Source organism: uncultured Streptococcus sp. (assembly GCF_963525625.1).
GTDB lineage: Bacteria > Bacillota > Bacilli > Lactobacillales > Streptococcaceae > Streptococcus.
This window is the reverse complement of sequence record NZ_CAURLD010000024.1, coordinates 17,115-29,877: the sequence shown is the minus strand read 5'-3', so window position 1 is coordinate 29,877 and position 12,763 is coordinate 17,115. Positions and strand designations below refer to the sequence as shown.

The window sequence follows — 12,763 nt, the reverse complement described above, 5'->3', positions numbered from 1 at the left end:
CAACGACATAAAACCGTTGCTTTTTTTGGAGATAAGGGACTATTGTCCCAGACTCATTTTTTTGTTTAATCCAGCCCCACGCGCTTGAAGATTTCATCCACGCGCTTGGTGTAGTATACTGGGTTGAAGATTTCATCAATCTCTTCCTGAGTCAAACGAGAAGTGACTTCTAGATCTGCTTCGAGCAGAGGCTTGAAGTCTACTTGATTATCCCAAGACTGAGCAGTCTTTGGCTGCACCAAGTCGTAAGCCTGCTCCCGCGTCATGCCTTTTTCAATCAAGGTCAACATAGCCCGCTGGCTGAAGATAAGACCAAAGGTTGAGTTCATGTTGCGCTTCATGTTTTCTGGGAAGACAGTCAGGTTCTTGACGATATTACCGAAGCGGTTGAGCATATAGTCGATGAGAATGGTCGTGTCCGGTGCAATAATCCGCTCAGCTGATGAGTGGGAAATGTCGCGCTCATGCCAGAGAGAGACATTCTCAAAGGCTGTCACCATGTGACCGCGAATGACACGCGCCAGACCAGTCATATTTTCAGATCCGATAGGGTTGCGTTTATGAGGCATAGCCGATGAACCTTTTTGACCCTTGGCAAAGAACTCTTCAACCTCACGCTGTTCAGATTTTTGCAGACCACGAATCTCGGTCGCCATGCGCTCGATAGACGTCGCAATCAAGGCCAAGGCTGAGAAGTATTCAGCGTGGAGGTCACGTGGCAGGACTTGAGTCGAAATCTCTTGTGGACGGATGCCTAATTTCTCACAGACATAGCTTTCTACAAATGGCGGAATGTTGGCAAAGTTCCCAACCGCACCAGAGATTTTCCCAGCTTCCACACCCGCAGCCGCAATCTCGAAACGCTCGATATTGCGCTTCATTTCGCTGTACCAGGTCGCGAGCTTAAGACCAAAAGTCGTCGGCTCCGCATGCACCCCGTGAGTCCGCCCCATCATGATGGTGAACTTGTGCTCCCGCGCCCGCTCTGCAATGATGTCGGTGAAGCGACGCAGATCCTCGCGAATGATGTCATTGGCCTGCTTGTAGAGGTAGCCGTAGGCCGTATCCACCACATCTGTCGAGGTCAGGCCATAGTGCACCCACTTGCGCTCCTCGCCCAGCGTCTCAGAAACCGCCCGCGTGAAGGCCACCACATCGTGGCGCGTCTCCTGCTCAATCTCCAAAATACGGTCGATGTCAAAGTCTGCCTTTTCACGAATCAAGGCCACATCTTCCTTGGGAATCTCACCTAACTCAGCCCAAGCCTCGTCAGCCAGAATCTCTACCTCCAGCCAAGCCTTGTACTTATTTTCCTCAGTCCAAATATTCGCCATCTCAGGGCGAGAGTAACGGTTGATCATTGTTAGTTCTCCTTTTGTTATTTAAATATTGTGTTGTTTAAAACAAGTTCATTTTTACTTTCTTCGAAAGGTAGTGACCAATCTTCAAATCGTCCCATTATATTAACTTCAATATTGTAACCATTAGGTGGGATAAAGTTATAGTTAGGACTGATATAATATCCATACTGTGCTATCTCACTAGCTTGAATAGAACGTATAGTTTCAATTCCAGATGTCCTATAAGATATATAATCAAATATCTTTTCTATTCCACTATGCCAGATTATCTTTTGGAAATCAAAATAATTTACAATCCATGTGTCAATCAAATCATTCCTATTCCTATCTTTAAAATAATCTATTGCCATTTCAGATAATTTATAGTAATCATCTAATGTTACGACTACCTTATAAATTTTTTTAGATTTTATATTTTCAATTCTAAGTCGCTCATTACTTCCCTTTTTATCAGTAAATATTGCAATTTCATTATTAAGGATATATTGTTTAGCTCTCTCAGCTTGTTCAGAAGCTGCCAATACCACTTTTTTAAACAGCTGCTGGCGACGCTCCTCTGACATTTTTTGATTAAACGGAATCTCTTTAAAATCCCTAGCCTTGCATTCTATTAATAGGATATTGTTGCTTGAAATAACAATGAAATCTTGTTCCTCTTTTTTACTAGTTTTTAAATATAAAGATTGATAAACATTATCAACACCAAAATTATTTTTCAAAATATTTTTTAATTCCTTCTCTAATATGTCTCCTTTATTTTTTGAAGAAGAAATTAGTTTTTGTTCAATACTAGATAGAATATGTTCTGATGCAGGTAAAAAATATGTCAAATTCCTTTTAATTCCAATTGAACCTCCTAATATTTGTATAGAAGAGGTCAAATATCTTACTTCCATGTTTTTTGAAGTATTCATAAATAATTTGCTATAATTAATATCCCCAAAGATTTCATCTAACTCTCTATCTGAAAATTGGCTACAACTACACACTAATCCATCTGGGCAAGATTTAACATTACAGATTATATATAATAACTTGTCAAAATTTTTGTAAATTGAAAATCCATATTGTTTCCGTGCCTCATTGTCAAACATCCTACATATTTCATAGTACTCCCAAAGTTCTTTTCGAAAAGTAAAATGATAGCTTAGGTAACTTTGTAAATTATCGCTCCTTCCATCTTGTATTGACTGTTCCACTTGGTTATTAGATATATTATTTTGAAGGACATTTATGAATAAAAAGAAAATTTTAATTTCATCTGAAGTAACTACATCCTTCTTTGACTCTCCGTTATACTTCAATAATATATATACATATAACTGAACCATAAGTTTCAGTGAAAATTGTGAATTCGATTCTTGCTTTCTTTGAATAATAGCTAAATTCATCACAGTATTTAATTTATTTATTGAATAATAAATATTATAGTATTTTAAAATATAATTCAGAATATCATCAATATCACTAAGTTGGTATATCTCTTTCTCTATATCCTCTAGACTTTTAGGATACCTTTCTTGACTCCTAATCCTTCTTTTAAAGTTTTCAAATATCTTTAAGATGCTTTTATAAGGCATTTTCACTATCTCATAAAACTTACTATATTTCATTCAAAAACTCTTCTATCTCATCAACCTCATCACCAAACACTGTCACACGCCCTACCTTACGATTGTACTTGTCTTCTATGGTCACTTATTTACCGCCCACTCCGCTGCTTTCTCTGCATGGATCACTGTTGTGTCATAGAGTGGCAGGTCAGTGTCGGATTGATTGACGAGGAGACCAATCTCGGTACAGCCCAAGATAACAGCTTCAGCGCCTGCTTTTTTCAAATCATCTATAACGGCAAGATAAGTCTGCTTTGAGCTTTCTTTGATATCTCCTAGACAGAGCTCGTCATAAATGATTCGATTGACCTCTGTAATACCAGTTTGGTCTGGAATCAGCACTTCTAACCCAGATTCTATTAATTTTTCCTTGTAAAAATCTTGAGTCATGGTGTACTTGGTCCCTAAGAGACCGACTTTTTGAATACCGTCAGCCAACAAGGCCTGCGCGGTTGCCTGCGCAATATGCAAGATTGGAATCGTAATCTTTTCTTGTATCTGCGGTGCAATCTTGTGCATGGTGTTGGTACAAATAACGATGAAATCCGCACCTGCTTGCTCCAAGCGCTGAGCAATATCTGTCAAAAGTTGACCGCTTTTCTCCCAGTCTCCAACTGCCTGATAATGCTCAATCTCTGCAAAATCAACACTATAAAGTAGAATCTTAGCAGAATGCAGGCCACCCAGCTCTTTTTTGATGGTTTCGTTAATGATTTGGTAGTAAGATGTGGTGCTTTCCCAACTCATACCACCAATCAGGCCAATAGTTTTCATAGGCTAATCAAACTCCTCCTTGCTTATCGCTACCGACGGATAGTGTGGCAAGCTACTTAGATCTGTATCCAATGGCAAGTCATAGATAGCCAGATAATTGTTTGGATATTGAATCTTTAATTCCTGATATTTGGCTTTTACTTTTTCATGGTCAGCGCTGGCAAAAAGCACTTCTACAACGGCAGTTTCTTTGCCTTCTTCCACAAAAGCATTGACGATGATTTGAATCATAGAAACCTCCTATATCTTCGTAACTAAATCCAGCTTCTCAGCCTATTATTTATCCAATTCCACAATTTTTTAAGCAAATTTATAAAACAATTATGCCTTATAGTATGTTTTGTTTTAGAAAATTCTACCTTATCTATTAGCTCTCTATACTTTAGATTATCAATAATCCGATTTTTATAACTCTCACCACCATAGAAAATGCAGTCTCGTATTTTAGAGTAAGTTTGACTATCATCGCTTTTAGATGTTTTTTCTTGTGCAATTAACTCAGAATATATCTCTTTTGCTTTTGAATCCCCTAATTTTAATTTCATATTTATAATAAAACTACCAAGAGAATATGAAGAAATACACAAAAAATTCATTGTTCCCAAAATTGAAGATGTTTCGTTTGTTGTCCACTTATCTATAATAGTGTTAAACATTTTAAATGTTTCAGGTGTTTTATATATATAATCAACTATAGCTTTGGGAATTTTATATTGGTGAATCATTTGCTTATATATATCTATATCAGACCTTGACTGATTTATATATTCCATAATATATTTCACTAAGAGATGGTTAAATACTATGGGAATTATAACAGATATAAAAATACTCAACAAAATAATATTATTTGTTATTTTTCTAAGGATATAGATAGGTAATGACATAGCAAATATAAGATAAGCAACTGCTATCCATAGAAAAAACATTAAAATATTTGATTTTTTCACTACATCCTGTCTACAAATTACAATAAATATAAACGGAATTATATAATAATACAAACTAGTCCAATAATATCTAAGATTATTTAGAACACTAACCAAAAAAATAACGAGCATAATTCCTAGAACTACCAACACTATATTCTTAAAATATAGCTCTGTTTTCGGAAAAACCTTCATTATAAGCGAATACCCTAAAAGAATAGCAACAAAAGATAGCCCTACTATTTCCAAAACAATATCGCCTATTTCTCGCCTTTTTACAATATCTGATGTATGATTACTCTCAGTAATTAAAAAGTATTTCTTTTGCTTAACATCTTTAAAAATATTAATTTTTTCTTTTATCTTAGATACAAGTTCTTTACGCCACCAAAAAATCATTAAAGGGATTAAAATAAATAAGAATAATGACACAAGATATTTTCCTTGACCTGCTGCAACTACAAATGCGATAATCCAAATTATAGTAAAGAGTCGTTTTTTTCTTAACCTATCCATTAAAAATCAATCCCTTTCCCTAATTCAACCACGCTATCCGGCTCATCACTAAACAAAGTCACATGTCCCATTTTGCGATTGTGCTTCGCTTCTATTTTACCATACAGGTGAAGATGGGCGCTTGGATTTTCTGTGACATATTTCTCAGCGGCCTCGACATGTTGGCCAAGTACGTTGAGCATAACAGCTGGCGCATGTAGGTGGATGGCTGGCAATTGTGCTCCGAGAACACCCAAGATATGGGTGTCAAACTGCGAGAAGTCGCAGGCTTCGATAGAATAATGCCCAGAGTTGTGTGGCCGTGGGGCAATCTCATTGACGATGATGTCATCAGCAGTCGCAAACATTTCCACGCAGAGCGTTCCAGACAGCTTGAGCTGTTCTGCGATTCGCACCGCCATTGCTTTGGCCTTGTTAGCCAGACTTTCTGAAATGCGGGCTGGCACGATGGTCTTCGACAGGATATTGTTGCGGTGGATATTTTCCTGAACTGGGAAAACCGTGACGTCCTTGCCATTTCCTGACACGATTACGGAAATTTCAAGGTCAAAATTGACAAATTCTTCCAAGACACAGTCTGCCGAGTCAGCTAGCGCATAGGCTTCTTCCAAGTCTGCTTCTGAGCGAATGACCTTTTGTCCATGGCCATCGTATCCACCTGTCGCAGTCTTAAGGACATAATTTTTCGACAGGTCGATATCTGCCAAGTCTTGGCTAGAAGTCACGACCTTGTAAGGTGCCACGGTGACTTGGGCCTTGTTTGCGAGAAAATCCTTTTCAAAAATCCGATTTTGCGAAATGCGGAGCAGGTCTGTCCCTTGAGGGAGCTGACCATCCTTGATAACGGCATCCAAACCATCAGCATCAACATTTTCAAACTCATAGGTCAGGACATCGCAACGTTCCACCAACTGACGGAGGGCGTCCACATCGTTATAAGGAGCTACGATGATTTCCGCCACACGAGAAGCTGGGCAATCCGCCGCAGGATCCAGCGCAATGACCTTGTGCCCCATGTAGATAGCAGAAATGGCCATCATCTGTCCCAGCTGACCGCCACCGATGATTCCGATTGTTTTAGATGAGCTCATTACTAGACTCCTCAGCGATTTTTCCTTGTTCTTCTGCGAAATCCGCTAGCGCTGCTGCCAGATCTTGATCTTCAATGGCCAAGATCCGAAGGGCAGTCAGGGCTGCGTTTGTCGCACCTGCTTCACCGATAGCCATGGTTGCGACAGGTACACCACCCGGCATCTGTACGATAGAGTAAAGGGAGTCCAGACCGCTGAGCGCGCGTGATTTGACCGGTACGCCGATGACAGGCAGGGTGGTTTTAGCCGCTACCATACCTGGCAAATGGGCTGCACCGCCTGCACCGGCGATGATGACCTTGATGCCGCGACTGCGAGCTTCTTCCGCATGCTGAAACATGAGGTTAGGCGTGCGATGAGCAGAGACGACTTTCTTTTCGTAGGCTACACCAAAGCGGTCTAAGACTTCAGCTGTTTTTTGCATGGTAGCCCAGTCGGATTTGGAGCCCATAATGATGGAAATAATTGGTTTCATTGTTAATATCCTTTTTCTTTTTGATAATGGTCTTAGGTGGTGGGTCGGAAGCAAACCTTTGGTTTCATTCCTAAAATTTGAGCCCGAAGTCTCAAATTTTCCCTAGACCAGAACATAGACTGTTCTGGTCTTTTCACCACGGCGACCATATCGTATTTAGCGACTGCGTCGCCTAAGCTAGAGCTAGTATGAAAATGCTCGAAGAAAATCGCAGAGTGTCAAAGAAAAGCGATGAAGTTCATCAAGGAGCTTTAACATAGTCAATCGTAGATTTCCGAAGAGTTTTATTTTACCGCCTTGCTTCCGATATCCGTTCGGTAAAAGAGGCCTGTGGTGTCTTGTTTTTTTAGTTGGTCGTAGATTTTTTTCTGCGCAGCTGAGACGGTATCTGCTGTGGTGACCAGCATGTACACTCGGCCGCCATTTGACAGCAGTGCTCTGCTATTTTCCGCAAACTTAGCCCCAGCATAGTAGGTGATGATGTCGCCAGCTGTCTTCTCCGGCAGAGGCTTGCCTTTCTCATAGTCCAGCGGGTAGCCCTCTGAGGCGACAACCACGCCAAGGGTCACGCCCTCAGCCAGCCAAGTGATAGCAGGCTCTTTCTTGTCCAGAATATCCGTGATGTTCTGCGCAAAGTCAGACGTCAAGCGTGGCAGGATAATCTGGGTCTCTGGGTCGCCGAAGCGCGAGTTGAACTCGATAACCTTGGGACCATCGGCTGTCAGAATCAGCCCAGCGTAGAGCACGCCAAGATAAGGTCGGCCCTCAGCTATCATGCCTTTGAGAACCGGCTTGATAATCGTCTCAACTGACTGATCCACCACGCTTTTTGGCAGGTGAGGAACTGGCGCATAGGCTCCCATACCGCCTGTATTGGGCCCCTTGTCCCCATCATAGGCCCGCTTGTGGTCTTGTGCTGTCGGAAGGATGTAAAACTTGTCGCCATTGACAAAGGCAAATAGGGAAAATTCCTCGCCGTCTAGGAACTCTTCGATAACCACACGCGCACCGCTGTCGCCGAACTTATTGTCCAAGAGCATATCGTGAGCTGCCTCAACTGCCTGCTCCACGGTCTCCGCTACGACCACTCCCTTACCCAGAGCCAAGCCGTCCGCTTTGACCACAATAGGCGCTCCCTGCTTTTCGATATAGGACTTGGCTTCCTCAAAGTCGGAAAATGTGCCATAGGCTGCTGTCGGCACACCGTATTTAACCATGATTTCCTTGGCAAAATCCTTGGACCACTCCAGCTCCGCTGCTAAACGAGATGGACCAAAAGCCTTGAGCCCAGCTTGGTTAAAATCATCTACAATTCCAGCTGCCAGGGCATCATCCGGACCGATAAAAGACCAAGCAATATCATTCTCCTTGGCAAATTTTATCAGTTTGGAATGTTCGGAAATTCCAATATTCACCAAATCCAACCCATCCAAGGTCATTCCATCATTTCCAGGAGCGACAAAGACCTGCTCCACATCCCGAGACTCCAACAATTTCTTGGCAATCGCATGCTCACGACCGCCTGAACCCACAACTAAAAGCTTCATAGCTAAGATACCTCAATATCCAATATCATAGGTGCTTATGCACCAAGCTAACACATCACGTAAAAACATCGCATTTTTACGAATTATTTATCTAAATTATATCACAATCGTTCGTTTTATTCCATTATAATGAGAAAAAGAATATCTCTTCCATATGATTGCCATTGCCGTAATTATTGTTGTCTTCAATCTTCTCCTTTTTGAGTGGATTGTACACATTTTAGAAAAAAACAATCATGACTTGCCAAATTTACTATCATTTTCAAATAAGTTTTCCGAATAATACAGGTGGGCCCATCCAAAACCATTCTCACAAAGGAGTTTTATGAAGAAATATCAAAAACTGTTTTTATTATCTGGAGCTGTCCTAGGTCTCTTTGCGAACCACTCAACAGTTCATGCGGTTGAATCGCCTGAATCTGAAGTCAAAATTCTAGGCCCCACTGATCGTGCCAGCAATGTCGATGTGACTGTGAACGATCGTACAGCCTCTATTAGTTATACCCGTTCCCAAGCTCAAGAACCTTATCTTATTGCTCATGCTGTTTGGTCTGAAGAAAACGGACAAGATGATTTGAAATGGTATGATACACCACAAACGCCCATCACTGACATTGACTTAAGCAACCATCCAGGATATGGTACGTTTCATGTTCATACCTATATACGGATAGGAGAGCGCTTGGTAGCTCTAAATGCCACTACCTTTCATGTAGATAAACCAGCTAGTAAAACGAATGCATCCGTCTCAGGAGGTACAGGGCGCATTAGTTTTTCCCGCAACAAAGACCAAACTCACTCAAAGATTGTCCATGCTGTCTGGTCAGAGGAAAAAGGCAGCGACGACCTTCAGTGGTATGACGCAGGAGAAGAATCAACTGAGTTTAATCTATCCAAACATCGTGGTTATGGACGATACTTCGTTGACACTTACGAAAATGTAAACGGAAAAATGATTTTCCTATCTGGTACTACGTTCCATCTTGAAAATCCGAAACCGATAATCGAAACCAGCTTCCCTCAAACCGGTATCATGGAAATTACTGTCAAAAACGTACCTGATACCATGCATCGAATTGTTCTTCCAACTTGGTCTGATAAGAAAGGGCAAGATGATCTACAATGGTACGAAGCAAGCAAAAATCCGGATGGCAGCTACAGCGCTCGGGTGGAACTCAGAAAGCATAACTACGACACTGGGACTTACAATATCCACCTTTACGGCCAAAGCTATGTTCAACCGGAATCAACTGGTATAGCAGGAACAACAGTTCAAGTTGACAGCGGAAAATTACCTTCGGACGAGGAACAGAAACCTCTTTTTACGGTGGAAAATATCAATCCCAAACAAGGGACCTACACCGTGAAAACTACCGAAACTAGCTTATCTAAACCTATTCAATCTGTCCGGGTGCCAATTTGGAGCACTAGCAATCAGAGCAATCTTAAATGGTATGCAGCCACTCCTAACGGAGATGGCTCCTTCAGCGCAACCTTTGATATCCGTAATCATCAGGCTTTGTCTGGAACCTATAACAACCATGTGTATGTCACCTATAAGGACGGCAGTGAGCGTAGCTACGCAGCAGATGCTGTCTCAATGTCTACCGACCAAATTCAAGCCAAGGTTGCAGTCAGGAAAACTGAGGCCAATCGCTATGAGGTGACAGTGACAGACGCCTACGGAGATGGCGATATTATTCTGCCAACTTGGTCAGAAGTCAATGGGCAAGATGATATCAAATGGTATACTGCAAATAAGGTCGGCAATGGAACTTACAAATTTACCGTGGATACTCAGAATCACAAGGGAAGCGGTCTATTTAACACCCATGTCTATCGTAGAAAAGCGGGACAACTGACTGGTCTGACTGGAACTAGCTATCAGGTTGAGAAATCAAGCGTTCAATCAGCTAATATTCAGCCTAACTATGCCGCTGCTAATGCGACAACTTATCCTGTCGGTCAATGCACTTGGGGAGCTAAAGCTCTAGCTCCTTGGGCAGGAAATTACTGGGGCAATGGCGGTCAATGGGCAGCTAGTGCTAGAAGAGCTGGATTCCGTACCGGCAGTACGCCTGAGGTTGGCGCCATCGCCTGCTGGGATGACGGTGGCTACGGCCACGTTGGTGTCGTGACTCATGTCGAATCCAATACCCGCATCCAGATCCAAGAGTCTAACTACCTCGGCAAGCAGTACATCAGTAACTTCCGTGGCTGGTTTGACCCAACTGCTTCTTACTGGGGCCGCCTGACCTATATCTACCCTAAATAAGTCGCTTTCGCACTCCTCAAAACCACTTCAAACCAGTGCTTTGAGCAGACTGCTCCTGCTTAGTTTGTTCATGATTTTCATTGAGTATAAGACTACTCAAAAATCCTCGGCTGACCCGAGGATTTTTTATAGTTTTTAATGCCTAAAATGCCGTACACCGGTGAAAATCATGGTCAGACCATGCTTGTCAGCCGCAATAATAGATTCCTCATCACGGACGGAGCCACCAGGCTGGATGATAGCTTTGATGCCAGCGGCTGCGATTTCCTCGATATTATCCGCAAAAGGGAAGAAAGCATCAGAAGCCAGAGCAGCGCCATCAAGGCGATCTTTAGCTTGCTCAATAGCAATCTTGACAGAAGCCACACGGTTAGTCTGACCGGGACCGACTCCCAGCACCTGACGGTCATTAGTGATGATGATACCATTGGATTTGACATATTTGACGGACTTCCAGGCAAATTCCAAAGCCACGCGCTCCTGCTCACTCGGCTGGCGCTTAGTCACGACCTGCCAATCAGCTGGATTTTCCTCGATAATATCTTGATTTTGCACGAGGAGACCACCCAGAACACCAGTCACTTCCTTCTCGGATCCAGAGGCTGCCTGCGCATCAAAAGCCAACTCCAAAATCCGCAGATTTTTCTTTTTATTGGTCAAAATAGCTAGCGCTTCTGCCGTGTAGCTCGGTGCGATGATAATTTCCAGAAAAATACCGTGCATCTTCTCAGCTGTCGCAGCGTCTACTTCGCGGTTGAGGACGACAATCCCTCCAAAAATAGAAACTGGATCAGACTCATAAGCATAGTCCCAAGCTGTCTCGATATCATCCGCTTGACCAATGCCACAAGGATTCATATGTTTTAGCGCCACAACAGTTGGCCGATCCTTAAAATCTCGAATAATCCGAATGGCCGCGTCGGCATCGCGAATGTTGTTGAAAGACAACTCTTTTCCATTCAGCTGCTTAGCAGAAGCGATGGAATAGTCCAATGGCAAAGCGGTCTGATAGAAATCAGCTTCCTGCTGTGGATTTTCCCCGTAGCGCATGGGCTGCTTGAGTTCATAGGTCAAGGTCAGCTTTTCAGGCTTACTTTCGCCCACCTGAGCTGTGAAATAGTCTGCAATTAAAGCATCATAAGCAGCCGTGTGACGGAAAACCTTGGCTGCCAAACGTTGACGCGTTTCATAGGTCGTTTGGCCATTTGCTGCCAACTCTTCCAGAACAAGAGCATAATCAGCCGGATCTACAACAACCGTCACACTGGCATGATTTTTAGCCGCAGAGCGCAGCATAGAGGGCCCACCGATATCAATATTTTCCACCGCGTCCGCATACTCAACACCCGACTTGAAAATGGTTTCCTTAAAAGGATAAAGGTTCACCACGACCAGGTCAATGAGCTCAATCTGATTGTCCTTGGCCGCTTGTAGGTGGCTATCTAAATCCCGACGAGCCAAGAGACCACCGTGAATGTTTGGATGGAGGGTCTTGACACGGCCATCCATCATCTCAGGAAAACCAGTCACATCATCGATGGCAATGGTGCCCACTCCTTCATTGTCTAAGGCCACCTTTGTTCCACCGGTTGAGATGATATCCCAGCCCAGAGCTTTCAGCTCTTTTGCAAATTCTACAATGCCTGTCTTGTCTGAGACACTGATCAAGGCTTTTTTCGTCATTCTATTCCTCTTTCTCTAGATCCAAGCGCATAGCAACTTCGTTATTCTCTTCTATAAATCCTGTTTCCTGAAAACCCAGACTAGTCAGCAGGCGCTTCATTTTTTCATTTCCAACCACATAATCTGCGATAATATGACTACAAGCTCTATCCATCTGAGCCTTTTTGATCAGAACTTCCAAGGCTTTTCGACCATAGCCTCTTCCTTGGTACTGCTGACCAATCATTATCCGCCAGATAAAGTATTCCGCTTCATCCTTGTCTATTTCCAGTAGGAGAAAGCCAACCACTTGCTTATCCCAATAGATTGCCATCGGAAACACATCTTCATTTTTCCGGTAGAGCCATGCGTCAGCTAAAGAGCGCACATTTGGAGCCACGAAACATGCTCGTTCATCAGCTTCAGATATTTTCAAATCCAGCACTGCCTGAAAGCTGCTCTCATCTACTAATTTCAGCTCAATCATTTTTTCTCCTAGCAATATTGCACAATCAAAACT

11 protein-coding genes are annotated in these 12,763 nt (G+C 42.6%); 1 reads left to right on the top strand and 10 read right to left on the bottom strand.

The genetic code is table 11. The features are described 5' to 3' along the window. Positions 1–65: 65 nt before the first annotated feature. From purB to purD, 8 genes are all read right to left on the bottom strand, one after another. Positions 66–1,361 (bottom strand): adenylosuccinate lyase, encoded by a 1,296-nt coding sequence (gene purB / locus RYK49_RS10375; RefSeq protein WP_314865650.1) that lies wholly within the window; start codon positions 1,359–1,361, stop codon positions 66–68. Between the two features lie 17 nt (positions 1,362–1,378). Further along, the gene (locus tag RYK49_RS10370; protein WP_314865652.1) at positions 1,379–2,917 is read right to left on the bottom strand and encodes a nuclease-related domain-containing protein; all 1,539 of its coding nucleotides are present in this window, start codon (positions 2,915–2,917) and stop codon (positions 1,379–1,381) included. A gap of 138 nt (positions 2,918–3,055) precedes the next feature. Then, positions 3,056–3,748 carry an aspartate/glutamate racemase family protein gene (locus RYK49_RS10365; RefSeq protein WP_314831231.1) on the bottom strand — a complete coding sequence of 231 codons (693 nt, stop codon included), beginning with the start codon at positions 3,746–3,748 and terminating at the stop codon, positions 3,056–3,058. 3 nt (positions 3,749–3,751) lie between these two features. Continuing rightward, entirely contained in the window at positions 3,752–3,979 is a 228-nt protein-coding gene (locus tag RYK49_RS10360) for a hypothetical protein (protein ID WP_000614688.1), read from the bottom strand. Between the two features lie 23 nt (positions 3,980–4,002). Then, the gene (locus tag RYK49_RS10355) at positions 4,003–5,193 is read right to left on the bottom strand and encodes a hypothetical protein (protein WP_125352348.1); all 1,191 of its coding nucleotides are present in this window, start codon (positions 5,191–5,193) and stop codon (positions 4,003–4,005) included. Then, positions 5,193–6,284, bottom strand: coding sequence for a 5-(carboxyamino)imidazole ribonucleotide synthase (purK, locus tag RYK49_RS10350; protein WP_314831230.1), 1,092 nt, complete (start codon positions 6,282–6,284; stop codon positions 5,193–5,195). The genes RYK49_RS10355 and purK overlap by 1 nt, the downstream gene beginning before the upstream one ends. Next, the gene (purE, locus tag RYK49_RS10345) at positions 6,271–6,759 is read right to left on the bottom strand and encodes a 5-(carboxyamino)imidazole ribonucleotide mutase (RefSeq protein ID WP_314831229.1); all 489 of its coding nucleotides are present in this window, start codon (positions 6,757–6,759) and stop codon (positions 6,271–6,273) included. The genes purK and purE overlap by 14 nt, the downstream gene beginning before the upstream one ends. 284 nt (positions 6,760–7,043) lie before the next feature. After that, the gene (gene purD, locus RYK49_RS10340) at positions 7,044–8,306 is read right to left on the bottom strand and encodes a phosphoribosylamine--glycine ligase (protein WP_314831228.1); all 1,263 of its coding nucleotides are present in this window, start codon (positions 8,304–8,306) and stop codon (positions 7,044–7,046) included. A gap of 325 nt (positions 8,307–8,631) precedes the next feature. Between purD and lytF the strand changes: the two genes are divergently transcribed. Then, positions 8,632–10,581, top strand: a complete 1,950-nt coding sequence (gene lytF, locus RYK49_RS10335; RefSeq protein ID WP_314865648.1) for a murein hydrolase LytF — start codon at positions 8,632–8,634, stop codon at positions 10,579–10,581. Between the two features lie 135 nt (positions 10,582–10,716). Here lytF and purH read toward each other — a convergent pair whose 3' ends face one another. Both purH and RYK49_RS10325 read right to left on the bottom strand, forming a co-directional pair. Continuing rightward, complete coding sequence (purH, locus tag RYK49_RS10330) at positions 10,717–12,264, bottom strand: bifunctional phosphoribosylaminoimidazolecarboxamide formyltransferase/IMP cyclohydrolase (protein WP_314865646.1); 1,548 nt, start codon at positions 12,262–12,264, stop codon at positions 10,717–10,719. A 1-nt stretch (position 12,265) separates the two neighbouring features. Continuing rightward, positions 12,266–12,730: a GNAT family N-acetyltransferase gene (locus RYK49_RS10325; RefSeq protein ID WP_002907656.1), complete on the bottom strand. Its 465-nt coding sequence runs from the start codon at positions 12,728–12,730 to the stop codon at positions 12,266–12,268. Between the last annotated feature and the right edge of the window lie 33 nt (positions 12,731–12,763).